Source organism: Kitasatospora sp. NPDC034023 (assembly GCF_055575795.1).
The window spans coordinates 18095-42499 of record NZ_JBVIRY010000012.1 but is presented as its reverse complement, the minus strand read 5'-3'; the positions used below and the strand labels follow the sequence as shown (position 1 = coordinate 42499).

Below are 24405 nucleotides of genomic sequence, written 5' to 3'. Positions count from 1 at the left end.
ATTGTCAGATTTATCCTGGGCGGCGCTCAGCCGTCCGTCGTCGAGAGGAACCTCCCCGTGGGCCAGCTGCCCCTGTTCTTCCTGGTGCTGCTCGCCTCCGTGGTCACCATGCCGCTCGGACGCAGGACGGGCGTGCCGCAGCCGGTCCTGATGACCCTGCTCGGCATCGTCATGGCGCTCGTCCCGCAGATCCCGGACGTCACCATCGAGCCCGAGCTGATCCTCCCGCTGGTCCTGCCGCCGCTGATCTTCGCGGTCGCCCGGCGCTCCTCGGTGCGCTACTTCAAGGCCAACGTCCGCTCGATCCTGCTGCTGGCCGTCGCCCTGGTGGTGGTCACCACGGCCGCCGTGGCCGGCACGGTGCACTGGCTGCTGCCCACCCTGCCGCTGGCCGCCGCGATCGCGGTCGGCGCGCTGGTCTCCCCGCCCGACCCGGTCGCCGCCGTCGCGGTCGCCGGCAGTGTCGGCCTGCCCCGCCGCCTGGTGTCGATCCTGGAGAGCGAGGGCCTGTTCAACGACGTCACCGCGATCGTCATCTACTCGCTGGCCATCGAGGCCGTGGTCAGCGGCGACTTCTCGGTCGGCCACGCGGTGCTGCGCTTCGTCCTGTCCGCGGTGCTGGCCGTGGTTGTCGGCGTCGCCCTCGGCTGGGTCAACGCCAAGCTCGCCGAGCGCCTGGACGACCCGACCCAGCAGGTCGCGCTCAACCTGCTGGTGCCCTTCGCCGCCTACACTATCGCCGAGGAGATCCACGGCTCCGGCGTGCTCGCCGTCGTGGTCTGCGCGCTCTACCTCGCCGAGCGGGCCTCCGACGCCGACGCCGTCTCCTACCGGCTGGTCGGCAACGCCTTCTGGGAGGTGGTCGAGATCCTGATCACCGGCGTCGCCTTCGGCCTGATCGGCCTGGAACTGGCCACCGTGCTCAAGGAGGCCGGCCGGGGCTGGACCGGCTTCCTCGGCGACGCCGCCGTCGTGATCGGCGTCGTCGTGGTGGTCCGGCTGCTCTGGCTGCTGCCAGCCGGCTGGGTGTCCCGGAAGCTGCGCAGCGGCGAGGACGAGGACACCCCGTTCAGCTGGAAGGAGAGCGTGGTCCTCTGGTGGTCCGGCATGCGCGGCGTGGCCACCGTCGCCCTGGCGCTCGCCATCCCGCTCACCCTGCACTCCGGCGCGGACTTCCCCGAGCGCGGCCGACTGGTCTTCATCGCCTTCAGCGTGGTGCTCTTCACCCTGCTGGTGCAGGGCCTGACCCTGCCGTGGCTGGCCAAGCGGCTCCGGCTGGACATCGACCAGGACGCGCACGAGCAGGCCGTCCGGCAGCTCTGGTGGCGGGCCGCCAAGGCCGGGCTCAGCCGACTGGTCGAGCTGGAGGAGCAGGACCGGCTGCCGGCCGAGGTCGCCGACCGGCTGCGGGACCGTCAGCACGACCGGCTGGCCCGGCTCTGCCCGGAGAACTACGCCGAGGAGGAGGCCGCCGAGGCCAAGCTGCGGCTGTCCCAGTGGCGGGCCGCCCGGGACGTCGAGCAGGAGATGATCGCCGCCTCCCGCCGCGAGATGCTCGCCGCCCGCAGCGAGCTCGGCGCCGATCCGGAGCTGGTCGACCGGGTGCTGCGCGGGCTCGACCTGCGCTCGGAACGGAAGTGACGGGCTGTCCGCCGTGGCGGGGCGGAATGTGCGCGACCGCCCCCGGGGTTGCATAGGCTGAACCCGGGCAGGCCGTCAACGGAGTCGGCGCACCACCAGTACCCGCACGACCTCGCGAAGCACCCTCACGCCTGGCCCTGCCGGTTTCTGCACCCAGATGAATCGAGGACCCACCGATGTCGGAGACCCGCGCCGACGCCCGCACCCCGCTGGACCGCACCCCCCAGTGGGCCGCCCTGGCCAAGCACCGGGCCGAGCTGGGCGACACCCACCTGCGCGAGCTGTTCGCCGCCGACCCGGAGCGCGGCCGCCGCCTGACCCTGCGGGTCGGCGACCTGCACGTGGACTACGCCAAGCACCTGGTCACCGACGAGACGCTGGAGCTGCTGCGCGAACTCGCCGCCGCCACCGGCGTCGCCGAGCTGCGGGACGCGATGTTCCGCGGCGAGAAGATCAACAACACCGAGCACCGCGCCGTCCTGCACACCGCGCTGCGCGCCCCGCGCGAGGCCGTGATCGAGGTCGACGGCGAGAACGTGGTGCCCGCCGTGCACGCCGTCCTCGACAGGATGGCCGCCTTCGCCGAGCGGGTGCGCAGCGGCGAGTGGAAGGGCCACACCGGCAAGCGGATCCGCGCCGTCGTCAACATCGGCATCGGCGGCTCCGACCTCGGCCCCGCGATGGCCTACGAGGTGCTCCGCTCCTTCACGCAGCGCGACCTCGACGTCCGCTTCGTCTCCAACGTGGACGGCGCCGACCTGCACGAGGCGGTCCGCGACCTCGACCCGGCCGAGACGCTGTTCATCGTCGCCTCCAAGACCTTCACCACCATCGAGACCATCACCAACGCGGTCTCCGCCCGCGACTGGCTGCTCGACGGCCTGGGCGCCGGCACCGAGGCGGTGGCCAAGCACTTCGTCGCGCTGTCCACCAACGCCCAGGGCGTGCAGGACTTCGGCATCGACACCGCCAACATGTTCGAGTTCTGGGACTGGGTCGGCGGCCGCTACTCCTACGACTCGGCGATCGGCCTCTCGCTGATGATCGCCATCGGCCCGGACGCCTTCCGCGAGATGCTGGACGGCTTCCACCTCGTCGACGAGCACTTCCGCACCGCCCCCGCGGAGGAGAACGTCCCGCTGCTGCTCGGCCTGCTGGGCGTCTGGTACGGCGCGTTCTTCGACGCCCAGGCGCACGCGGTGCTGCCGTACTCGCACTACCTGTCCAAGTTCACCGCCTACCTGCAGCAGCTGGACATGGAGTCCAACGGCAAGTCGGTGACCCGCGACGGCACCCCGGTGGACTGGCAGACCGGCCCGGTGGTCTGGGGCACCCCCGGCACCAACGGCCAGCACGCCTACTACCAGCTGCTGCACCAGGGCACCAAGGTGATCCCCGCCGACTTCATCGGCTTCGCCGAGCCCGTCGCCGACCTGCTCCCGGGCCTGGTCGCCCAGCACGACCTGCTGCTGGCCAACTTCTTCGCCCAGACCCAGGCGCTGGCCTTCGGCAAGACCCCGGAGGAGGTCGCGGCCGAGGGCGTGCCCGCCGAACTCGTCCCGCACAAGACCTTCAAGGGCAACCACCCGACCACCACGATCCTGGCCGGCGAGCTGACCCCGTCGGTGCTCGGCCAGCTGGTCGCGCTCTACGAGCACAAGGTGTTCGTCCAGGGCGCGATCTGGAACATCGACTCCTTCGACCAGTGGGGCGTCGAGCTGGGCAAGGTGCTCGCCAAGCGGATCGAGCCGGTGCTGCTCACCGGCGAGGGCGCCGAGCAGCTGGACAGCTCCACCGCCGAGCTGGTCGCCCGCTACCGCGCGCTGCGCGGCCGCTGAGCCCCGGCCGGGCCGTCCGCTCCGGCGGGCGGCCCGGTCCGGTCCGTTTCTCCCGAGGCCGGAAATGCCGGAAGGCCCCTCGCTTTCGCAAGGGGCCTTCCGGCTGTCGGTGCGCCGCCAGGGACTCGAACCCCGGACCCGCTGATTAAGAGTCAGCTGCTCTAACCAACTGAGCTAGCGGCGCCTGCTGACAGAGAAGACTGTAGCAGCGCCGTGCGGCCGAGCCAAAATCGAATACCGGTCGCTCCGTGTTCACCCGCCGGTCACGACGGCCGCCCCGGCGGGCACCGGTACGCCCGGCTCGCGCGCCGCCCGGACGCAGGCCCACAGCACCACCGAGGCGCCGGGCAGCCAGGGTTCCCGGTCCTCCGGGGCGACGATCCACCGGCCGACGCCCTGGCCGGGGGAGTCCGGGCTGTTCACCATGCGCTGCAGTGGCGGCACGGTCACCGCGTCGCCCTTGCCGTGGCACAGCAGCGGCGGCACGTCCCGCGCCCACTCCTCCCAGGCCAGCAGCCGGCGCAGCCGGGGTGCCGCGCCCGGCTGGACGAACAGCAGGGTCCGCCCCCGGTAGGCCGCGACCGGGCCGCAGCCCGGGCCGGAGGCCCACAGTTCGTCCAGCACCCGGCGGCCGAACAGCGCCGGCATGCTGATCACGTCGAAGGCGCGCCCGCAGGGCAGCACCGAGGGCGCCCACGGGCGGGTCTCCCAGAGGGCGCGCATGCTGCGCGGGTACTCACTGGCGGAGGCGAGCCAGGCCTCCCCGGCCACGCTGACGTACTCCACCGACTGATGCGTCCAGATGTCCACGCACAGCAGCGTGCGCCGTGTGTGCCCCCGGCACGGCGGAAAGCGCGGTTCGCCGGACAGGGCGGCGGGGACTCGCGTACCCTCCGCCGCTGGCATATGCCGGAGGCCCGGGAAGTCAGTCCTCGTGGCGGCGCGGCTGGAGCAGGGTGCGGCCGTACTCGATCATCTTGGCGGCGTAGTCCGGGGTCCAGTCCGCCCGTACGGCGACGTCGGCGTCCGACAGCGCGTCGAACCGGCGCGGATCGGCCAGCTGGGCGGCGGCGACCGCCTGGAAGTCGGTGGCCCGTTCGGCGGCCGCCCGGAAGGCCAGGGCCAGCTCGGTGGAGCGGCGCAGCAGCTCCGCCGGGTCCTCGATCGACTCCAGATCGAAGAATCGTTCCGGCTCCGGTTCGGCGGACTGCGGCTCGAACAGCAGCTGCGCCGGACGCACGCGCCTGGTGGGCTCGGTCGACTCTGTAGGGGAGTCGGGCATGGACGGACACCTCCGGGGTCTCGATGGGGCGGGCGGAGCTGCTCCGGGCTGCGCCGCCCGGGTTGTGGCCGTCGTCCATTGTCTCGCGGCGGCGGCCGGTAACGGAACGGTGCGCGTGCGGGCGCTATTCCCCGGCGCGCGCCGGGGGGCGTGCCTCGTGCGCCGCGTGACCTGGTCGTATGCGAATCGGTTGGCAGGGCGTTCGGTCGTACCAGCCACTCACAGAACCGGGAGATCCGCATGCGTATGCGCAAGGTCCTGCCCGTCGGCGTCCTGCTGGCCACCCCCGCCCTCCTCGGCCTGGCCTCGGCGGCGCCGGCCTCCGCCGCCGAGACGGCGAAGGTCGTGGTCGGGCAGCCGAGCAACCCCGGCGGCTTCTCGACGGCGACCTGCCCGAGCGGCACCCACCTGACCGGCGGCGGCTACCGGCTCCAGCCCGACGCGGAGGGCCCGGTCCGCGCCAACGGGCCGACCCTCGACGCGACCGGGTGGAGGGCGCAGGCCGAGCGGGGGTCCGTCGTGGCCTACGCCGTCTGCGAGACCGAGGACTGACCCGCCGGCCCGCTAGCGCAGGTGGACCCGGTGGCCGCTCAGGTGGTGCAGCACCTGGTGGTTGGCCTCCCAGCCGTCCGGGAAGGCCACCGGGACGCCCAACTGCACCGGCTCGGTCGCCGGGTGCTCGTCCAGCAACTCGGCGATCCCGGCCCGCGCCACCACGATGCAGGCGTGCCGGTGGCGGGAGGCGAGCACGCAGAGCCGGCCGGTCTCCAGGTGGAAGGCGGTCGCGTCCGGGCGGCCGGAGAGCGGGTGCAGCACCACCGTGACGTCGTACTCGCGGCCCTGCAGCCGGTTGGCGGTGTCCACCGTCACGGCGGGCCCGGCCGCGCCGTCCACCGGGACGCCCGCCTTGAGCAGGGCCGCGCGCACCGCCGCCGCCTGGTCGCGGTGGGCGGTGCCGACGGCGATCCGGTCCGCGGTGAGCGGTGCCTCGCCCTGCTCGGAGTGCGCGGTCAGCCCGCGCTCCAGCAGCCGGCGCACGGTCGCCGCGACCGCCGCCACGGCCTGCGGGTCGGTCCGCACGGTGTGCCGGGCGGGCAGCTCCAGCAGCGCCCAGCCGTGCTCGGCGGCCCGGTCGATCGCCGCGTCCAGCGCCGAGCCGTCGGGGCGGACGGCGGCCGTCAGCCGGCGGTCGTCCGGCCCGGTGCCGGAACGGAACGGCGTGTACGGGTAGAAGGCCCGGGAGATCAGCGGCGCAGCGCTGGCGGGCAGCCGCCAGGAGACCGGCAGCCGGTGCGGCTCGATCTGCGGGTTGTGCGCCAGCAAGGTGACCACGGCGCTGCCGGACGGGTCGTACGACAGGCCGGCCCACTGCGCGGTTCCGACCACCGTGAACGGGTCCAACTGGCCCGGGTCGCCGACGAACAGCGCCCGCTCGAACAGCCGGGCCACCGCGAGCAGGGCGTCCGAGCGCATCTGGTACGCCTCGTCGACGATCGCGTGCCGCCACGGCGCCTCGGCCCGCACCCACTGCCACTTGGCGGAGGTGGAGATCACCACGTCGTGCTCGACCAGGTCGGCGACCTTGTCGGAGGGTGTGACGTTGGCGTGCTTCAGCACCTCCGGACCCGGACGGGAATCCGCGGCGTGCAGCCGCCCGATCGTCAACTCCGGCGCCTTCTCGGCCAGTCGGCCCACCAGGTCGTCCACCTGGCCGTTGGTCTGGGCGACGATCATCAGCCGCTCACCGGCCTCGACCAGCTCACGGGCGGCCCGCACCACGAGCGTCGACTTCCCGGCGCCGGGCGGGGAGTCCACCACCACGCCGCGCGGGGCGCCGACCGGCGGGCGGACGGTCGCCGCCAGGATCCCGGCCACGGCGGCGTCGGCGGCCGCGCCCGGGGCCTGCTGGGGCGTCGGCCGGGCTGTCGGGCCCGGCTGGGGGGTCGAGATGGTCATCACTCCCACTCCTCGAAGGCGGACGGGGCGGCGGCGGACGGGCCGGGGACGGACGGGCCGGGGACGGGCGCGGCGCCGGGCGGGCCGCCGTGCGTCCAGGGGGTGTCGTCCGGCTCGGGCAGCGGCGCGGACTGGCGGACCGTCAACTCGAACAGGGTGAAGGTGACCGGCTCGCCGGGCTCGGGCAGGCTGCCCGGCTCCGGCTCCTTCCTGCGGCCCATGCCGGACAGCACCCGCAGCGTGACGGTGCCCTCGGCGGTGTCGACCGCCACGATCTCGGCCTTCTGCGCGGACGGGCCGTGCACCCGGTACGCCTCCCGGCCGAGGTCCGCGTGCGGACGGTCGGCGGTGCGCAGAGTGACCAGCGGGCGGGGCTTGGGGGAGCGGCCGGTGGTGTCCCAGTCCGGCACCACCTCGGTCACCACGCCGCTGAACGCCTCACCGGCGAGGCGGTGTTCGGCCATCGCCAGCGGGTCGTCCAGCGCCTCCTGGACGTCCAGCCGGGCCTGCTCGCGCTCGCGCTGGGCGAGCTTGCGGGCGGCGGTGACGGCGTCGTCCTGCCGGGGCTGCGGCGGCTCGCCGGCCGCCAGACGGTCCCGGTGGCCGGTGAAGGACCAGCGGTCGGCGGTCCAGCGCTCCTCCAGGTGGCCGGCCGGCGGCAGCTCGCGCAGCAGGTCCAGGCCCTGCCAGACGTCCCGCCAGGTGGGCAGCAGGACGGCCGTCAGCGCCTCCTCCAACTGCCCGACCGCGGCCCGCACGGCCGCCCGGGCGCGCTCGGCGGCGGCCTCGTCGCGCTGCTCGGTGCTGTGCTGCAGGGCGCCCACGGCGGAGTCGTAGCGGGTGATCGCCGGGGCGAGCACGGCCTCGTCGAAGCGGGGGTCGGTGGCCGGGCCGGCCGGCGGGTGCAGCAGCTGACCCCGGTCGTCCCGCGCGGACTCGGCCAGCTCGGCCGCCTCGGCACCGGTCAGACCGGGCGGCGGGCGGTGCCAAGCCAGCCGGGCCGCCAGGTGCTGGTCCTCCAGGTGGCTCTGGCCGGTGGCCCAGTGCCGGGCCAGCAGGCCGGTCATCGGCAGCAGCAGACCGGAGCCCGGCACTTGGGCGCGGTCGGTGAGATGGGTCAGCCAGCGGCCCAGCAGCGGCACCCGGACCGGCGCCGGGTAGGGGCCCGGCTCGGCGTCCTCGGCGGTGCGGCGGAAGCGGGTCGAGCGGCCGATCAGGGCGAGGTGCTGCACCCCCGCGCCGTTCGGCACGACCAGCTGCGGGGCGTCCGCGCACAGCTCGCGGAACACCTGGGTCTTCTCGCCGGTCTCCGGGTCCTTCTCGGAACCCTCGACCTGCTCGACGTCGTCGGCGAAGGACTCCAGGTAGGGCAGCAGGTCGGCGGCCAGCGCGGCGAGGAAGTCGAACCGCAGGGTGCGGTTGAGCGGCTGCGGCACCAGGTGCAGCCGGGGCGCGTCCCGGTCGGTGCCCAGCATCACCGCCAGCGGCGCGCCGGCCTCGCCGGCCGCGGTCAGCGGGACCAGCACCATCGGGCGGTCGGACAGGTGCCGGTGCCGGACGGTGGCCAGCGGCTCGGCCCGGCCGCTGCGGACGGCCTCCAGCCGGGCCAGGGTGGTCAGCAGACTCATGCGCCCGCCTCGCTGCGCTCGTTCATGCGTTGATCGCCAGCCAGGGCCAGGGCCTCCGCGCGGAGGGCGGCCGCGTAGGCCAGGCGCTCGGCGGCGTCGTCCGTAGCGCCGGTCTCGGTGCCGGAGGCTGCGGCCAGCGCGCCGGCGACCGTCCGGATGCTGCCCAGCTCGCCGCGCACGCCCCGGCCGAGCTGCTCGACCCGGTCGCCGCAGCGGGCCCGGGCTCGGCAGTGGAAGCCGAGCTCGCAGGTGGAGAGGCAGTCCGGGCTGTACGCGGCGGGCACCGCCTCGACCGAGGCGGTCAGCCGCTCGGTGGACCGCGTCGGCGCGCCCGCCTCGTCGGACGCCAGGTCGAAGTCCGCGTCCGGCGGCAGCGCGTCCAGCAGCCGGCCGATGCCGGTCATCCGGCTCAGCTGGCGGCGGGTGGTGGCCAGCTCGCGGCGGACGTCGACGGCGACCGCGGTCGGCCGGTTGCCGAAGTCCTTGGGGCAGACCAGCAGCACGCTCGTCCGGGGGCTGCCGGGCAGCCGCTGCTCGGTGTACGGGTCGCCGCTCAGGGGCACCCCGGCCGCCGCGGCGGCGGCCTGCTGGAGTGCCAGCACGTACACGGCGGCCTGGCGGGCGGCGGCGCCGACCTTGGCCGGGTCCGCGCTGCCGTCGACCACCGGGAAGGACTTGATCTCGACCACCGTGCACCGACCGCCGTGCACCACGAGCGCGTCCGGCTCCAGGTAGGCGGTGCTGCCGGCCACGTCCAGGCGCAGCAGCGGGTGGTCGAGCAGCGTCCAGGCCTCCGGGTCGGCGGCGGCCCGGGCCAGCGCCTGGACCGTCCGTTCGGCGCGGACGGCCGGGCCGGAGCGCTGCAGCAGGTCCGGCACCTCCAGCGGGGCGTGGCCGTCCGTCGGGACGTCGAGGTGGCGGCGCAGCGGCTCCAGCAGGGCGGCGTAGTCGTCGGCCTTCAGCCGGGACTCGAAGATCACGCCGCGGGCGATCGCGAAGGGGGACTGGCCGAAGGGGGCGGGGCGGCCGAGCCGGGCGGCCAGCGCCGATTTGTCGATCCCGGCCGCGTCGAGCACCGCGCGGCGGTGGCAGCCGGGATTGGCGGCGAGCGCGGCGAGGGAGCGGGCGTTCAGGCTGCGCTGCGGGGCCGGTCCGCGCAGCTCGGCGAGCCGCTGGGCGAGCGGCTCAGCGGACCCGCCGGGCGGGACGTTCGTCGAGACGTTCATGGTGCGGCCCAGTGTCGCATCCGGGTCCGACAACGCGGTGCGGACCGGCCGCCGGGCGACGCGGCGGGTGGCCGGAACCGGTGCCCGCGGCCACCCGCACCGGCCCGCGATCGTGGCCGCAACCCGGGTGGGGGATCATGGAGCCCGGTGCTCAAGGGTGAGACCGACCGTTGCCGCCCCGTTGCGAGGAGCCCCCCATGCCCGCCCGAATCGTGCTGGTCCGCCACGGCGAGACCGAGTGGTCCGCCACCGGCCGCCACACCGGCCGCACCGACATTCCGCTGACCGAGGAGGGCCGCGCGATGGCCCGGGCCCTCGGTGCCCGCCTCGCCAAGGCCCCCTGGAACGGGCTGCCGGAGGCGCTCGTCTACACCAGCCCGCTCGGCCGCGCGAAGGAGACCTGTGCCCTGGCCGGCTTGGGCGATCGCGCGGTGGATCGTCCGGAGCTGATGGAGTGGGACTACGGCCTGTACGAGGGCCGCACCGGCGTGGACATCCGGGCCACCGACCACCCCGGCTGGCTGATCTGGCGGGACGGCGTGCCCGGCGGCGAGAAGCTTTCCGAGGTGGCGGCCCGGGTGGACGCCTTCCTCGCCGACCTCAACCAGGAGCACGGCGTCCCGGAAACGGACACCACCGTGATGCACTGCGCCGACCGGGACGTCGTCCTGTTCGCGCACGGCCACCTGCTGCGCATCCTGGCCGCCCGCTGGCTGGGCCTGCCGCCCGAGTTCGCCCAGCGGTTCAAGCTCGGCACGGCGGCGCTGTGCGTGCTGTCCTGGGAGTACGGCGCCCCGGCCGTGGAGATCTGGAACGACCTCTCCCACCTGGACGGGCTGAACGCCGGGCACTGAACGCAGGGCACTGAACGCAGGGCACTGAGCGCCGGGCCGCGCCGTCCTGCGCCGGCTCCCGGCGCGGGCACTGAACGCCGGGCACGGACGCCCGCGGCGTCCCCGGGCGGCGGCCGCTGGCCTAGGCGGCGGCCGCCCGGTCGTACTCGGCCAGGAACCGGCGCACCTCGGGCACCGCGGCGTGCGGGCGCAGCCGACCGGCGGTGTCCGCCAGCATGCTCCGGATCCGGGCCGAGCGGACGTCGGCGAACAGCGCGACGGCGGACGAGCCGTGGTGTGCGGCGCCGGCCACGTCCCCCCGGCCGAGCCGGTCGTGGGCCAACTCGGCGGTGTACAGCACCCGGTTGCGGACGAATTGCGGCTTCTGCAGCCTTATGGCCAGCCCGGCCTGCTCGCTGGCACGGTCCCAGTCGCCGAGCGCGGACCAGCACTGCGACTGGAGGCCCGCGATCTCGGCCTCGCCGAAGAAGGACATCCACTCCGGATCGGCCTCGGAGGGGCCGTGGTCGAACAGCGCGTACGCCCGGCCGAGCGCGCGTTCGCAGGAGGTGCGGTCCTGCAGCACGGCCCAGGCGCCGGCCTCACGCATGGCCAGCAGGGCGAGCAGCCGGTCGGAGCCCAGCTCCCGGGCGGCGACCTGCCCGGCCTGGGCGGCGCGCAGCGCCTCGCGGGGGCGGCCGGCGTCCCGGGCGAGGAAGGCACTGTTGCAGAAGACGTGCGCCTCCAGCGCGGAGTCCCCGGCCATCCGGGCGGTTGCCAGCGCTTCGGCGTAGAGCGAGCGGGCGTCCGCGAGCCGGTTCGAGTCGTGCGCCAACCAGCCCACCGAGATGGCGAGTTCGCCGGCTCCGGCCTGCAGTCGGCGTTCCGTCTCGGCGCTGTACTCGCCCTCGTTGAGCAGCACGTACGCATTGCGCAGCGACTGCCCGGCGAGCTCGTACAGGGCGTCGGCGCCGTGCGCGTCGTCGGCCAGCCGGATGTCCCGGACGGCCTGTTCGACACCGAAAACCTCGGCGGCGCCGACCCGCCGCAGCGGCGGCACCGGCCCGGGTCGGCCGGGCACCAGGGGGTCGGTCGAGAGCAGCGACGGTGCGGCGAACTCCGCACCGGGAAGGGTGCCTTGGCTGGTGAGCACACCGGAGGCACCGTCGGCACCGGCCTGTCGACCGGCGGCCACGGCCGACCGGTCGATGCCGATCACGGAGGCCAGCGCGGTGGTGCCGCCGGCCAGGAACGTACGGCGACGCACGTCGTCGTTCTCCTCGTCGAGATAGGGCGATCCATCGAGCCCCCGGGGCACCGCGCCAGGGCTCGGCCACGGGGGGCCGTACGGAGCGGTTGGATCCGCGTACGGCGAGGCAGCGTACGGGAGTTGAGTGGAGAGTGGTGAGCGCGGGGCGGGCAGGGGCGGGAACGGCGGGTGGAGCGGAGGCGGTTCGGTCCGTCCGCCGCCGTCCGCCGAGCGGCGGCGGACGGCGGCCCGGGGGGCGAAGCCGAGGTCTTCGAGCGTGTGGCCCGGCCACATGTGCCGGAAGACCCGCTCGTAGGCGTAGTTGGGGCAGCGGATCTCACCGGACTCGACCCGTCCGACGTAGCGTGCGTCGCAGGAGACGTGCTCGCCGATCTCGCGCGCGGCCCGGCGTACCGCCATGGCGAACTCGCCCGGCGAGCGGTCGCCGCGCAGCGCGCGCATCACGGTGTTGGGGAACGGTCGGTTCGGCTTGGCCGGTGGGGTGGCTGCCATGGCGCCGAGAGTACTCGGAGTCACCGACCGGCCACATTGGGTTGGCGGGAGGTGTGCTGACAATCCCGGGCAAAACAGGCGATGTTGCGGGATATCTGCCATGAAATGCCATGCCTTGCTGTAAGGCGCCCCGTGGCCTCAGGTGCATCCTCCGCGTTGTCCTGATACGTGGAAGCCCAGGCCGTCGCCCCGGCCCGTCCCAGCCCGGTGGCCCCTCCGGGCGGCTGTGCTTCCGGATCCGACGAGGTACAGGAGGGCCCATGATGGCCACCGGACTGCCGCAGCACCGACCCGTCGCGGGGGGCGTGCTCGCCGGCGCAGCCCCCGCCCTGCTGCCCGACCCCGCCGACGACCGGATCCCCGGCCGGGGCCCGGTCGAGGGCGGCCGCGCCTCCTGCGGCGGCCCCCGGCGTGAGCGCGCTGTCCCCGACGAGGTCACCCTCGTCACCGCCTGCGACACCGTGACGGTCGCCCTGCGGCACGGCCTGGAGGCCGTCGACATCCTGAGACTGCGCCGCGCCTGCGGGGCCGTGCTGCAGAGCCGCAACGGCAGCACCCTCTCCTTCCTCGTCCCGGCCGGCGCCTGGGAGACCTGGCACCTGCCGGGAAGCTCCTGTACGGCCGGCGCGCTCGTCCCCGCCGCCACCGACCCGCGCTGGGTGATCCCACCCGCCGGCTCCGGCTGCACCGCCCGCCCCACCGACGCCTGGGTACTCCGCTCCGCCCTCTGCGAGGCCGCCTGCACGCTCACCGCGGGCGGCCTCGGCCCGTTCTAGCGGGCGTGCCGTGCGGATCCCGCCGGGCCCGCGAGCACCGCTCGCCCCGCCGGCCGGGTCCCCGTGGCGCGCCCTTGAGCGGGGCTGTATCGCCGTGGTGGCGACTGGTGCCCCGCGCCGGCCGAGACAGGTCCCCCATGCCTGCGGCGGCAGGTGCCCCCGCGCCTGCGGCGGCAGCTCCCCCCGCGCGCCTGCGGCGGCAGCTCCCCCCGCGCGCCTGCGGCGGCAGCTCCCCCCGCGCGCCTGCGGCGGCAGCTCCCCCCGCGCGCCTGCGGCGATAATGGCCCCCATGGGACGAAGCAGCAGAGCCGCGCGCGGCAGCGAGACGGCGGTCACCACCGGCGTGGGCGGGCGCACCCACGCCCAGGGGCCGCTGACCCGTCCCGTCGGCTCCGGCCTGGCCGAACTGCGGCCCGACCGAGACCGCCCGGCCGCCTGGTCGCTGCTGATCGACGGCGCCCCGCAGTCCCTGGTCGACCTCGCCGACCCCACCCACCTCGGCTTCGAGTACCAGCGCCGGCTCGGCCACCTGATCGACCTGGTCGCCCCGCCCGGCCGCCCGCTGACCGTCCTGCACCTGGGCGGCGGGGCCCTCACCCTGGCCCGTTACGTCGCCGCCACCCGGCCGCGCTCCCGCCAGCAGGTCGCCGAGATCGACACCGCGCTCACCGAACTCGTCCGCGCCGAACTGCCGTTGGAGCGCGGCTGGCAGATCAAGGTGCGCGGCGGGGATGCCCGCAGCGTGCTGGAGCGCACCCCCGAGGGCAGCGTCGACCTGGTCATCACCGACGTCTTCTCCGGCGCCCGCACCCCGGCCCACTGCACCACCGTCGAATTCACCTCGCTCGCCGCCCGCGCCCTCGCCCCCGGTGGTTGGTACACCGCGAACATCGCCGACGGCGGCGCCCTCCCCTTCGCCCGCTCCCAGGTCGCCACCCTCGGCGCGGTCTTCCCCGAGCTCTGTCTGATCGCCGACCCGGCCGTCCTGCGTGGCAAGCGCTTCGGCAACCTCGTACTCGCCGCCGCCCACACCCCCCTCCCGGCCGCCGACCTCACCCGTCGCGCCGCCTCCGACTCCGCCCACGCCCGCGTCGAACACGGCCGGACCCTCGGCGACTTCGCCGCCGGAGCCACCCCGGCGACGGACGCCACGGCCGCGCCGTCCCCGGAACCGCCGCCGGGCGTCTTCCACTGACGGACGGCGGTCGCTGTTTCCGCAGGCAGGCACCCCGAGAGAAGGCCCACCATCGGCGGAACGGTGCCGGCAGGGCCGGTTCGCGGGCGCCATCGCGCTCCCTGACGGCCGTAAAGCCATTGGCAGGCGACCGAGTTGCTCGCGGCCGCCCGTTCAGTGCCCGCCTGTTGAGTGCCCGCCTGTTCAGTGCCCGTCTGTTCAGTGCCCGTCTGTTCAGTGCCCGCGCGGCAGCCCGCGGTGCTTGCACATGGCCGCCCCGGTGAGCAGCAGCCCGGCGGCGATGGGGGCGAGGACGGCGGTCGCGGTGGCGGAGCCGTCGGCCACGGCGGTCACCGTGGCGGTGTCGGCGACGACGAGCGTCTCCGGCGTCCCGCCGGCGCCCGGCACGGCGACCGCCGTGGCAGGGCCTGTGGGGGCCGGCGCGCGTTCGGGGTCGGCGGAGGTCCCGGCAGGGGTGTCGGCCTCGGACGTCTCCGGGGCCGGCGGAGCCTCCGAGGCCTCGCGCTGCCGCGGAACGGTGGAGCGGGTGGTGCCGGGCTGCGGCCGCTCGGCGGAGGGCAGTCCGGTGGGCTCGCCTTCGCGGGAGGCGCGGGCCTCGGCGGGCCGGGCCTGGGCGGGGACGGTGTCGAGCAGGCCGGAGGCGAGCGCGAAGGCGTCGGGCACGGCGGCCCGCTGGCCGGGCAGGGGCAGGCCACCGGCCCGGATCTGCTCCTGCAGGGTGTCGCCGACCGTCCCGGGGGCCCCTTCGACGGTGCCGCCGCCGGAGACTTCCCCGGCGAGCCCGGGAGAGCGGCGCGGCGCCCCGCCCGTCGACGGCCCCGGCCCGACGGGGTGTTCGGCTGACTGGCCGTCGAGCGCTGGTCCGTCGAGCGCCGGTGCATCGAGTGTCGGCCCGGCGGGCGCCGGTGCGCCGTACGGGGCGTGGTGCGCGGCGGGTCGGGCAGGTTCCCGCGGTGGGTCGGCGGACGCCGCGTACGCGCCGGCTGCGCCGAGGCCCCAGAGCTGTGCGAGCAGGGCGCCGGCGGCCGCGACGGCGCGGGGGCGGGGCAGCCAGCGGGCGATCCCGCGCCGGTCTCCGGCGATGCCGCGCCGGTCTCCGGCGACGCCGCGGGGGACGGGTTCCTGGGGCTTGGTCGCGTGATTGGCTCGCACGTGAGTTGAGAACGAGCGGACGGGCGGTGAGGTCACGCCCAACCGTCACGGACAGTCATCGTGCGAGCGGCCCCGGGGCGGCGTTCCCGGGGCCACCGACCGCGCGGCGGTCAGGAGTTGGGACGCAGGGTCCAGGTGACCGTCATCACACCGGTGACGGCGCCGTCGGCGCGGGTGATCTCGACGGTGACCGGGAACTCCGGTCGGCCGCCGGCGTCCAGCTCGGCGACGACGTCGGCGGCCGGGCGCCCGAGCACGGCGGTCGCGGTGACCTCGCCCATGGCGAGCTTCTTGTACGCGATCTCGGCGTTCACGGCCAGCGGCACGGCCCGGGACAGCTGGTCGCCGAAGGCGGCGAGCACGATGCAGCCGCTGGCGGACTCGGCGAGCGTGAACATCGCGCCGGCGTGCGGGCCGCCGACGTGGTTGTGGTACGCGGGCTGGTCGGGCAGTCGGAGCACGGCGCGCTCCGGGGTGGTCTCCAGGTACTCGAGCTTGAGGGTGTGTGCCATCGGCACGGTGGCGTCGAGCATCTGGCCGATCGTAGGTGTGGTCATGGCGACGATGTTACTAGCCGGTAGCTTCCGGCGGCAGGGGCCGAACGGAAAAGCCGGGCCACCGGGCGCAGTTGAAGGAGCGCGAAACAGGGGGAACGCGAAAACGCCCGAGGGGCCGACCTCTTGAAGAGATCGGCCCCTCGGGCTCTGGGGTGAGTGACGGGACTCGAACCCGCGGCCACCTGGACCACAACCAGGTGCTCTACCAACTGAGCTACACCCACCATCTGTCCGGTCCGTTCCCGCTCTCGCGTTCCCGTTCCGACAGGAAGAACTCTACAGGATCCGAGAGGGTGCTCGCGCCAGGGTTTCGTTCCGACGGACGCGGGCACCCCCGCGGACCCGCAGCGGGTGCCCGCCGGGCGTCCGCTGCTCCCGGGATCAGCCGGTGGGGGCCTGGTACTTCCCGGCGATGGCACGCGCGGTGTCGGCGTCCGGGCCGGGCTGCGGGACGAACACGGCCTCGCGGTAGTACCGCAGTTCGTCGATGCTCTCCCGGATGTCGGCGAGCGCCCGGTGGTTACCGCCCTTCGGCGGGCTGTTGTAGTACGCCTTCGGGTACCAGCGGCGTGCCAGCTCCTTGATCGAGGAGACGTCCACGATCCGGTAGTGCAGGTGCTTCTCCAGGGCCGGCATGTCCCGGGCCAGGAAGCCGCGGTCGGTGGCCACCGAGTTGCCGCACAGCGGCGTCTTCCCGGCCTCCGGCACGTGCTCGCGCACGTACGCGAGTACCCGCTCCTCGGCCTCGGCCAGGGTCACGCCCTGCTCCAGCTCCTCCAGCAGGCCGGAGGCGGTGTGCATCGCGCGCACCACCTCGGGCATGTTCGCCACGGCCTCCGCCGGCGGCCTGATGATGACGTCCACACCCTCGCCGAGGATGTTCAGCTCGGAGTCCGTCACCAGCACCGCGACCTCGACCAGGGCGTCCCGGTCGAGGTCGAGGCCGGTCATTTCACAGTCGATCCATACCAAACGGTCATTCACGCAACTCACCCTACGGCGCGATCACGTGCCGCGGGGACCGGTGGAGCCGAGCGGGGTGCCGCGGCGGTGGCTTCGGCCTGGTGCTCCTCCGCCCCGTCGTGCGTGCCGCGGCCGTCCGCGTGCTCGTCCTCCCGGCCGGTGCGGACCGGGTGTCCGTCCCGGCCGGGACGGGCCTCGCGCGCCGCCCGGGTGCCGTCGCCCGCGGGCCGAGCGCCCTGGGCACGGACCTGCGGCGCCCGCGCCTGCCGACCGCGGAGCTCGGCCGCCCCTGCCCCCGGCGTCGGCTGCCCGGCGGGTGCCGGCGTCCGTCCGGCGGCCGCGCCGTGACCGCGCCCGGTCGCACCCGGCTCGTCCGCGGGCCGCTCGACCGCGCTCCGGTGCCCCTGGCCCTGACCGCGCGCCCCCGGCTGGGGCAGACCGTCCTCGGCCGCCGCGTGCTCGGCGGTGCGCGGCGGACGTCCCGCCCCCGCACCCGGCCCGGCCTGCGGCGGCACCAGCGGCGGCCGCATCGGACCGCGCCCTGCCGCACCCTGCTGCCCGGGGTGCGCCTGCTGCGCGGCCTGCTGGTGCGGGTACGGCTGACCGGCGCGGGCGTGGAAGGCCTGGGCGGCCGGTGTCCCGGCCTGTCCCGGACCGAACCCGCCCGGCTGGCCGTGGCCGACCGGCTGACCGTGCAACGGCTGCCCGTGCGGACCGACCGGCAGCGGAGCCCCCGGCCCGGCCGGGAACGGCTGCGCCGACTGACCGCCGGGCGCCCCGCCGAACAGCGGACCGCCCGGCGCCGCGCCGGCCGCCGCGTGCGACAGCGCGCCGGGCAGCCGCAGGTCGCCGCCGTGCGCACCGGTCGCCGTGGGCTGCTGCTGCCCGGGGCGGCGCGCCCGGTAGCTGGTCCGGTACGCGGCCGGGGAGACCCCGAGCTGACGGCGGAAGTGCCCGCGCAGCGCTACCGGCGAACGGAACCCGCACCGGCGCGCGACGTCGTCCACCGACAGCTCCGAGGTCTCCAGCAGCCGCTGCGCCTGGAGCACCCGCTGAGTGATCAGCCACTGCAGCGGCGCACTGCCGGTGAGCGTGCGGAACCGCCGGTCGAAGGTGCGCCGGCTCATGTAAGCGCGAGCCGCCAGCACCTCGACGTCGAACTGCTGGTTGAGGTTCTCCAGCGCCCAGGTGACCACCTCGGCCAACGGGTCGTTGCCGATCTCCTCCGGTAAAGACTGATCGATGTACTGGGCCTGTCCTCCACCGCCGCGGCGGCTGGGCACCACCAGGCGGCGGGCCAGCGCGTTGGCCGCCTCGGCGCCGTGGTCGCTGCGCACCACGTGCAGGCACAGGTCGATGCCGGCGGCGGTGCCGGCCGAGGTGAGCACGTCGCCGTCGTCGACGAACAGCTCGCGCGGGTCGACGTGCACCCGCGGGTAGCGCTTGGCCAGCGTCGGTGCGTACATCCAGTGGGTGGTCGCCGGGCGGCCGTCGAGCAGGCCGGCGGCGGCCAGGACGAAGGCGCCGGTGCAGAGGCCGATGATCCGCGCGCCCTCGTGGTGGGCCTTGCGCAGGGCGGTGATGGCCTCGACCGGCGGGGGCTGCGAGATCGACCGCCAGGCCGGTACGACGATCGTGCCGGCCCGGGCGAGGGCCTCCAGGCCGTACGGGGCGGAGAGGGTCAGGCCGCCGGTGGTGGCCAGCGGGCCCTCCTCGCCGGCGCAGACCAGCAGGCGGTAGCGGGGCACCCCGGCGTCCTGGCGATCCACGCCGAAGACCGACAGCGGGATGGAGCTCTCGAAGATCGGGGCACCGCCGAAGATCAGCACCGCGACCGTCTCCCGGCGGCGCCGGCCCGACAGCTTGCGCGGGGCGGCGGCCGTCACCGAGGCCGGGGAGCCGTTCGCACCGGGGCCGCCGGGCGGGCCGCCGACGGCTCCGGAGGCGCCGTTCAGGCCCGGCGCGCCGCCGGGGTAGGCGGGGTGGCCGGCGTAGCCGGAGTGGGCGGGATGGCCGGGATATCCGGGGTACTCGCCGCCGTAGGCCGGGGCGTGGCCGACGAGGCCTCGGCTGACGGGGTGTCCGGCGGTCGGCTGTCCGCCGCTGACGGGGTGTCCGGTGGCGTGTCCACCGGCGTGTTGCCCACCGGCGTGCTGCCCGCTGACGTACTGCCCGCTGCCTGGTTGGCCTCCGTACGGGGCCGCCGCGCCGTGCTCGACGGCGGGGGCCGCGCCCGGGCCGCCGACGGCGGAGTGCGCTGCGGGGTACGAGGGATGCGGGGCAGCGCCCGAGCCGCCGGAGGTGCGGGTGGTGGCGGCGATCGCGGAGGTGCCAGTGCTTCTCGCGGACCGACCTGTGGTGCCGGCCAGCGCCTGGCCGCTGTCAGGACCCGCGTCGCTCCTGCTCACCCTGCTCAAGGCGCTCAAGCCCCCTCGGTGGTGTGGTGTGGGTGGTGCGGCACTGCTAGCCAAGATCGAAATCTATCGGGTGGACCATCACCGTTGTGACAAGTTCACCATCCGACGCTATGTCGACATGGCAATTTGGCGTGATGCATTCGATCACGAAGCGTGGCACCCGTCGACCTTTCTGGGAAGAGGGCCGAGGCAACGGTGGCTGGTTGTCGCAGGGCCGCTCCTGGGGCGTCCGGCCCCCGTGCGCCCGATCGGCGGGTCTGGACTGCGGATTTGCCCAAGCGGGAGGGATCGGCGCGAAATTGACCGAAAATCGGCGGTGCACAAGAGGGCGCACGGGCATGAGTCGTGCGCCTCCCAGGCTTCATCCGGCCAAGCCTGATGCGGGAGAACCGTTATCCGGACTGCCGGGTTACGGTCCTGCCGTGAACACCAACAGCCGGCTCGAACGGGCCAACGACAACGCTGCCGCCTTCTGGCTCGCCCAAGCCCGCGTGCACGGCTGGCGAACCCGTGTCCTCCCGGGCCTGACGGCGGTCCGCTGCGCCCGTACCCCGGACGATGCGCACCGCGTCGTGGTGACCCGTCCCTACACCGAACCAGGTTCGGTGGAAAAGGAATTGGCGGACCTGCTGGACGACTGGGCGACCATACGCTTCACCCTGGAGGACCCGTACGGCGGGCTCGACCTCTCCCGCTTCGGGGCCACCCGGATGCCGATCATGCCGGTGATGGTCCGGGACCCGGGCCCGGTCGAAGGCGTGACGACCGCCCTGCCCGCGGGCCACGAGGCGCACGGGGGCGGAACCCTGACGGTCGATGAGGCGCCGGACCGGGACAGCTTCGCGCTGGTCGAACGGGCGATCGTGGAGGGCTTCCCGCTGCCCGCCCGCCAGCCGTGGGTCCGCGGCGACGCGCTCCCCGAGCAGCTGCTGGGCGAACCCGGGTGGCGGGCGTGGCTCGGCCGCGTCGACGGCGCCCCGGCGGGCACCTGCCTCACCTACGACGACGGACGGGCCACCGGCGTGTACTGGGTCGCCACCCTGCCCGACTGGCGGGGCCGCGGGGTGGCCAGGGCCGTCGTGCAGACCGCCCTGGTCCACGCACACCCGGACCGCCCGGCCACCCTGGTCGCCACCTCGCTCGGCGAACCGCTCTACCGCAAGCTCGGGTTCGTCGAGCAGGCCCGAACCTGCTGGTGGAGCCGCACGTCGGCGGAGGGCTGACGGGCGGGGCGCCCGGCCGGCACCCGGCCGTCGCAGGGGCGCCGTGCCGCCGGGACGCTACCGGGCGACCGCTGCGACCGCTGCCGAGGCCGCTGTGAGGACGGCGGCCGCGGTGGGCTTTGCGGCGAAGGCGGTTCGAGCGGGCGCGACCCCGTCGGCCGCCGTACGGAGGGGCGTCGGAGGTACGACCGGGGCGGCCCCGCGGTCGTCCGCGCCCGTGTCCGATGAGGCGCTCGCCGGTGCCCCGGAGACCGCTCCGGCGCCGGAGCGGGCGTCGGCGATCACGGCAAACCCGCCGGATCGGTTTCGGACACCGGACGCGGCTCCGGCACTCGAAGCGCCGCCCGCCCCGGCGTTCGCGGGAACGGGCGCACCGGGGCCCTCCGGGGCGGCCGCCGTCGGGCGCGCGCCGGACCGTGCGCCGAGCGGCGCCGCCGCCCGCACCGGCACCCCGGGAGCCCTCCGCCGTGCCGACCCGCCGGTGCGGATCCCCGGCCGGGGCGAGGGCGCGTTGCGGGCGGCGAGCACCTGGCCGACGGCCTCCGGCAGCCCGGCCGCCTTCAGCGTCGGCCGGTAGCCGATCTCCGCCCACGGCCGGCCGTGGTGCAGCCAGACACTGCGCAGTCCGGTCAGGTCGGCCCCGGCGATGTCGGCGGGCGCGTGGTCCCCGACCATCCAGGTGTGCGCGGCCCAGTCCCCGGTAGGCGCGATGCCGCAGCGCTGGGCGGCAATCTCGAAGATCAGCGGGTCCGGCTTGACGCAGTCGGCCTCCTCGGAGATGACCCAGCCGTCGACCAGCGGCCCCAGCCCCGTCCGCCGGATCTTCTCCAACTGCGGCCGGGTACCACCGTTGCTGACGATCCCCAGCGTCCACCCGGCCGCCCGCGCCGCCCGCAGCGCCTCGACGTGCCGGGGCGGGCAGTGGATGTGGGAGTTGATGCCGCGTCGGTAGTGGGCGAGCAGGAAGTCGGCGGAGACGTCCAGGCCGTAGCGGCGCCGGACCGCGGACAGTACGGTGCTGCGCGGTACGTAGCCGCCGCCGTCGAGGGTGACGAACCAGTCGAGGTCGCCGGGCGGCAGGTCGTGTTCGGACAGGAAATCCTGCGCCCAGGCCCGGAAAGCGGCGTCCCGGGGGAGCAGCGTGTTGTCGAGGTCGAACAGGAGCAGGGGCATGTCGAGCATGGTGCCAGCGCCCGCGCCTATGCATGTGGCAAATGCCAGAGCGCGTCGCGAAGCCGTACGAAGTGGCTGAATCGGGCTCCGGCACCTGACGTACCGATCCCGCGCGGGGCCGGGTGCGGGTGGTGTACGGGCAGGCCCGTGGGGCGGGCGGGACTGGTGGGGCGTAACGGTTCGCGACGTGTCGCAACGGATCGTCGCCGATCAATGACAGTCCGGTCACGGTGTCCCGCGGGCCTGTTGCGTCGCCCGGTCCGCTCAGTCAAGCTCCAGGGAACCTCCTTTCCGGAGGGGGCGCGATGGCCTGCGGGCAGGGCGCACTGCCGCGGCGGGCGCATCCCTCCTTCGCGGGAACAACGTCGCTCCGGGGCTTCGCCGCTGGGCTGGGCCCCGTGCCCGTCGTACTCTGAAAGGAACAGGTCACATACGGTGCTGCGCGGTGCAGACCGACGTCATCCCGTGGGCGGGCCTGCTGCCCGGGCAGCGTCGTCCTCTCCTGTCGGCCCCTCTCCATCGAAGAGCCGTGAGCCATGGCTGGTTTTGAGCCTCCCCGACCGGTTGAACCGGACACGCCCCGCAGCGCGGGCGCCGCGACCGGGGGAGATGGCGTCCAGGGCCTCGGACGCGCCCTGCGCGGCCTCGCCCGCCGTGGCAACCTCGCCCGCCGTGACCGCTCAGGGCCCCGCCAGCGGCGTGGCGAGCCCCCGGCCGACCCTGCGGGGTCTCCGGTGACGGGCCGCCTGGGCCCGGGCGCGGAGCGTCCCGAGGCGGCCTCCGGCGCGGCCGACGCGTTCGGCGGGCGCACCGAGCCCTCGGCGCAGGACACTCCCGCGCCGCCTCTCGACCCGACGTTCCAGCACGGTGTGGTGGTCGGCTTCGACGGCTCGCTGTCGAGCGAGCGCGCCCTCGCCTACGCGGTCGGGATGGCGCGCCGTTCGCAGTGCGGCCTGGTGATCGTGCACGTCGCCAACCGTCTGCCCGCCACGGTCTGGGCAGGCTGTGAACCTCCCGTCTTCGTCGACCTCCCCGACCATCGGACCGAGGTCCTCGGCCTGGAGCTCGCCTGCGCGGACTTCCTCGCCGGGGTGCCGTGGATCCTGATCGAGCGCGGTGGCGACATCTGCCACGAGATCGAGGAGGTCGGCCGCGAGTACGCCGCAGACGCGATCGTCGTCGGCACGACGCACGGCCTGCTCGGCAAGATCTTCGGCTCGGTCTCCGGACGGCTGGCGCGGCGGGCCAACCGCCCGGTGATCGTGATCCCCTGAGGGTTCGCCCGAGGGTTGTTCCGGTCGTCTCCTCCTGTTGCCTCCTCCGCCGTGGCCCGCTCCGCAACACCGGTTGCGGAGCGGGGCGTTGACCCGGAGGGCTCGGCTCAGGACGTGACCGCAGCGACCACGACCGCGACGGTCACGACCGCGACGGCGACGTAACGGTCACGAAGGTGCCGTCGCGACCGCGCCGGTCACCAGCGTGCGGTCACGAGGTGACGCCGAGCTCCCGGGCGATGAGCATGCGCTGGACCTCGGACGTGCCCTCCCCGATTTCCAGGATCTTGCTGTCGCGCCAGAATCGGGCGACCGGGAATTCGTTCATGAAGCCGTACCCGCCGTGGATCTGGGTCGCCTCGCGGGCGTTGTCGACGGCGGCCTCGGACGAGTACAGCTTCGCGATCGCGGCCTCCTTCTTGAACGGTTCACCGTGCAGCATCCGGGAGGCGGCGTCCCGCCAGGCCAGGCGGGAGGTGTGGGCGCGCAGCTCCATGTCGGCAAGCTTGAACTGGATGGCCTGGTTGGCGCCGATCGGCCGGCCGAAGGCCCGGCGCTCGCCGGCGTACTTCACGGACTCGTCGACGCAGCCCTGGGCCAGGCCGGTGGCCAGGGCCGCGATCGCGATGCGGCCCTCGTCGAGGATCCGCAGGAACTGGGCGTAGCCTCGGCCACGCTCGCCCAGCAGGTTGGCCGCGGGAACGCGGCAGTCGGTGAAGGACAGTTCGCGGGTGTCGGATGCGTTCCACCCGACCTTCGAGTACTTCTTCGAGACCTGGAACCCGGGGGTCCCGGTGGGCACGATGATGGAGGAGATCTCCCGCGTGGGCGAGCGGAATTCGCCTTCTTCACTCGAACGAGCGATCGGTTCGGTGAGCGCGGTGACGGTGACCAGACCGGTGATGTCGGTGCCGGAGTTGGTGATGAAGCACTTGGTGCCGTTGATGACCCACTCGTCGGTGGTCTCGTCGTACCGCGCGGTGGTGCGGGTGGCCCCGGCGTCCGAGCCGCCCTCGGGCTCGGTGAGGCCGAAGGCGCCGAGGAGTTCGCCGGAGGTCAGCCGGGGCAGCCACTCGCGCTTCTGCGCCTCCGTGCCGAAGCGGTAGATCGGCATCGCGCCGAGCGAGACGGCGGCCTCCAGCGTGATCGCGACCGAGGAGTCGACGCGGGCGAGCTCCTCCAGGACGAGGCCGAGGGCGAAGTAGTCGCCGCCCATGCCGCCGTACTCCTCCGAGAAGGGCAGGCCGAAGAGCCCCATCCGGCCCATCTCGCGGACGATCTCGTAGGGGAACTCCTCCCGCTCGTAGAGCTCGCCGATCTTCGGCGCCACCACGTCCTGGGCGAACTCGGCGACGGTGCGCCGGAGTTCCTCGTACTCGCTGCTGATCCGGTGGTCGAGCATGGTGATGATCCTCCTGATGCCCGGCCGGGCCGGCCGCGGGCGTGAACGGGACGACCGGGCGTCCGTCTGACGATCCGACGGTCGCACGGTGTGATTGAGGGATGAGC

At 74.7% G+C, this 24405-nt stretch carries 19 protein-coding genes, 2 tRNA genes and 1 pseudogene; 8 read left to right on the top strand and 14 right to left on the bottom strand.

Annotation, left to right across the window (positions count from 1 at the left end; all coding sequences use genetic code 11):
- Positions 1 to 57: 57 nt before the first annotated feature.
- Positions 58 to 1641: a Na+/H+ antiporter gene (locus tag ACZ52R_RS17835; protein WP_465620552.1), complete on the top strand. Its 1584-nt coding sequence runs from the start codon at positions 58 to 60 to the stop codon at positions 1639 to 1641.
- A gap of 176 nt (positions 1642 to 1817) precedes the next feature.
- Positions 1818 to 3479, top strand: coding sequence for a glucose-6-phosphate isomerase (gene pgi, locus ACZ52R_RS17830; protein WP_465620553.1), 1662 nt, complete (start codon positions 1818 to 1820; stop codon positions 3477 to 3479).
- Between the two features lie 110 nt (positions 3480 to 3589).
- On the opposite strand, the gene ACZ52R_RS17825 is transcribed toward pgi, so the two are convergent.
- From ACZ52R_RS17825 to ACZ52R_RS17815, 3 genes are all read right to left on the bottom strand, one after another.
- Positions 3590 to 3663, bottom strand: a tRNA-Lys gene (locus tag ACZ52R_RS17825).
- A 68-nt stretch (positions 3664 to 3731) separates the two neighbouring features.
- Entirely contained in the window at positions 3732 to 4289 is a 558-nt protein-coding gene (locus tag ACZ52R_RS17820) for a bifunctional DNA primase/polymerase (RefSeq protein WP_465663477.1), read from the bottom strand.
- A gap of 115 nt (positions 4290 to 4404) precedes the next feature.
- Positions 4405 to 4761 carry a hypothetical protein gene (locus ACZ52R_RS17815; protein ID WP_465620555.1) on the bottom strand — a complete coding sequence of 119 codons (357 nt, stop codon included), beginning with the start codon at positions 4759 to 4761 and terminating at the stop codon, positions 4405 to 4407.
- Between the two features lie 240 nt (positions 4762 to 5001).
- Here ACZ52R_RS17815 and ACZ52R_RS17810 point away from each other — a divergent pair, with 240 nt between their 5' ends.
- Positions 5002 to 5313, top strand: a complete 312-nt coding sequence (locus tag ACZ52R_RS17810) for a hypothetical protein (RefSeq protein ID WP_360497147.1) — start codon at positions 5002 to 5004, stop codon at positions 5311 to 5313.
- Between the two features lie 12 nt (positions 5314 to 5325).
- Here the strand turns inward: ACZ52R_RS17810 and ACZ52R_RS17805 are convergent, their stop codons facing one another.
- From ACZ52R_RS17805 to ACZ52R_RS17795, 3 genes are read right to left on the bottom strand one after another with little or no spacing between them, the layout of a single operon-like run.
- On the bottom strand, positions 5326 to 6717 hold the full coding sequence (locus tag ACZ52R_RS17805; protein ID WP_465620559.1) for an AAA family ATPase: 1392 nt from the start codon (positions 6715 to 6717) through the stop codon (positions 5326 to 5328).
- The gene (locus ACZ52R_RS17800) at positions 6717 to 8345 is read right to left on the bottom strand and encodes a hypothetical protein (protein ID WP_465663476.1); all 1629 of its coding nucleotides are present in this window, start codon (positions 8343 to 8345) and stop codon (positions 6717 to 6719) included. Before ACZ52R_RS17800 ends, ACZ52R_RS17805 begins: the two co-directional genes overlap by 1 nt.
- Positions 8342 to 9571 carry a hypothetical protein gene (locus tag ACZ52R_RS17795; protein WP_465663475.1) on the bottom strand — a complete coding sequence of 410 codons (1230 nt, stop codon included), beginning with the start codon at positions 9569 to 9571 and terminating at the stop codon, positions 8342 to 8344. The genes ACZ52R_RS17800 and ACZ52R_RS17795 overlap by 4 nt, the downstream gene beginning before the upstream one ends.
- Before the next feature lie 197 nt (positions 9572 to 9768).
- On the opposite strand from ACZ52R_RS17795, the gene ACZ52R_RS17790 reads away from it, so the two are divergent.
- Entirely contained in the window at positions 9769 to 10425 is a 657-nt protein-coding gene (locus ACZ52R_RS17790; protein WP_465620562.1) for a histidine phosphatase family protein, read from the top strand.
- A gap of 121 nt (positions 10426 to 10546) precedes the next feature.
- On the opposite strand, the gene ACZ52R_RS17785 is transcribed toward ACZ52R_RS17790, so the two are convergent.
- Positions 10547 to 12166: a tetratricopeptide repeat protein gene (locus tag ACZ52R_RS17785; protein ID WP_465663474.1), complete on the bottom strand. Its 1620-nt coding sequence runs from the start codon at positions 12164 to 12166 to the stop codon at positions 10547 to 10549.
- Positions 12167 to 12426: 260 nt separating this feature from the next.
- Between ACZ52R_RS17785 and ACZ52R_RS17780 the strand changes: the two genes are divergently transcribed.
- Entirely contained in the window at positions 12427 to 12942 is a 516-nt protein-coding gene (locus ACZ52R_RS17780; RefSeq protein WP_360497164.1) for a hypothetical protein, read from the top strand.
- Between the two features lie 289 nt (positions 12943 to 13231).
- A complete protein-coding gene (locus ACZ52R_RS17775) occupies positions 13232 to 14137 on the top strand; it encodes a spermidine synthase (RefSeq protein ID WP_360497167.1) in 906 nt (301 codons plus the stop codon).
- A 213-nt stretch (positions 14138 to 14350) separates the two neighbouring features.
- Here ACZ52R_RS17775 and ACZ52R_RS17770 read toward each other — a convergent pair whose 3' ends face one another.
- The 5 genes and pseudogenes from ACZ52R_RS17770 to ACZ52R_RS17750 form a co-directional block, all read right to left on the bottom strand.
- Positions 14351 to 15289 carry a hypothetical protein gene (locus tag ACZ52R_RS17770; protein ID WP_465620568.1) on the bottom strand — a complete coding sequence of 313 codons (939 nt, stop codon included), beginning with the start codon at positions 15287 to 15289 and terminating at the stop codon, positions 14351 to 14353.
- Between the two features lie 110 nt (positions 15290 to 15399).
- Positions 15400 to 15846, bottom strand: a complete 447-nt coding sequence (locus ACZ52R_RS17765; protein ID WP_360497173.1) for a DUF4442 domain-containing protein — start codon at positions 15844 to 15846, stop codon at positions 15400 to 15402.
- 148 nt (positions 15847 to 15994) lie between these two features.
- Positions 15995 to 16070: transfer RNA gene (locus tag ACZ52R_RS17760), tRNA-His, on the bottom strand.
- A 157-nt stretch (positions 16071 to 16227) separates the two neighbouring features.
- Positions 16228 to 16830: an oligoribonuclease gene (orn, locus tag ACZ52R_RS17755; protein WP_360497176.1), complete on the bottom strand. Its 603-nt coding sequence runs from the start codon at positions 16828 to 16830 to the stop codon at positions 16228 to 16230.
- Between the two features lie 734 nt (positions 16831 to 17564).
- Positions 17565 to 18695: pseudogene (locus tag ACZ52R_RS17750) on the bottom strand (helix-turn-helix domain-containing protein); the annotation flags it as partial.
- Positions 18696 to 19648: 953 nt separating this feature from the next.
- On the opposite strand from ACZ52R_RS17750, the gene ACZ52R_RS17745 reads away from it, so the two are divergent.
- On the top strand, positions 19649 to 20449 hold the full coding sequence (locus ACZ52R_RS17745) for a GNAT family N-acetyltransferase (RefSeq protein ID WP_465620573.1): 801 nt from the start codon (positions 19649 to 19651) through the stop codon (positions 20447 to 20449).
- Positions 20450 to 20506: 57 nt separating this feature from the next.
- Here ACZ52R_RS17745 and ACZ52R_RS17740 read toward each other — a convergent pair whose 3' ends face one another.
- Positions 20507 to 21622, bottom strand: coding sequence for an HAD family hydrolase (locus ACZ52R_RS17740; protein ID WP_465753708.1), 1116 nt, complete (start codon positions 21620 to 21622; stop codon positions 20507 to 20509).
- 734 nt (positions 21623 to 22356) lie between these two features.
- On the opposite strand from ACZ52R_RS17740, the gene ACZ52R_RS17735 reads away from it, so the two are divergent.
- Positions 22357 to 22896 (top strand): universal stress protein, encoded by a 540-nt coding sequence (locus tag ACZ52R_RS17735; protein WP_465753707.1) that lies wholly within the window; start codon positions 22357 to 22359, stop codon positions 22894 to 22896.
- A 211-nt stretch (positions 22897 to 23107) separates the two neighbouring features.
- Here the strand turns inward: ACZ52R_RS17735 and ACZ52R_RS17730 are convergent, their stop codons facing one another.
- Positions 23108 to 24298 carry an acyl-CoA dehydrogenase family protein gene (locus tag ACZ52R_RS17730; RefSeq protein WP_360497184.1) on the bottom strand — a complete coding sequence of 397 codons (1191 nt, stop codon included), beginning with the start codon at positions 24296 to 24298 and terminating at the stop codon, positions 23108 to 23110.
- Positions 24299 to 24405 lie beyond the last annotated feature (107 nt).